At 38.6% G+C, this 319-nt stretch carries 1 pseudogene; it reads left to right on the top strand.

Going from position 1 to position 319, the window contains the following annotated elements:
* Positions 1-319 (top strand): annotated as a pseudogene (locus tag SANK73390_RS18555) (transposase); the annotation flags it as partial.

The following is a 319-nucleotide window of genomic DNA, read 5'->3' on the forward strand; positions in this document are numbered from 1 at the left end:
TCGTAGGCAATGGGTAGAAGATAAACTACTAGCGCTAGCCAAAGTATTTTGCATTGATGTGTGTGCTTATGCAGTGATGAGCAATCATACGCATATTGTGTTGTATGTGGATGATAAAAAAGCCAATAGACTGAATGATAAAGCCATACTTATTCGTTGGCACAAATTATTCAAAGGCACGCTGCTTACACAAAAATATTTACAAGGCGATAAGCTAGATAAAGCGCAACAATTCTTTTTAAATCGACCATTGCCGATTATCGAAAACGACTGGCGGATATTAGCTGGTTTATGCGCGTACTCAATGAAGATATCGCGA

This window comes from Pseudoalteromonas sp. SANK 73390, from assembly GCF_054966645.1.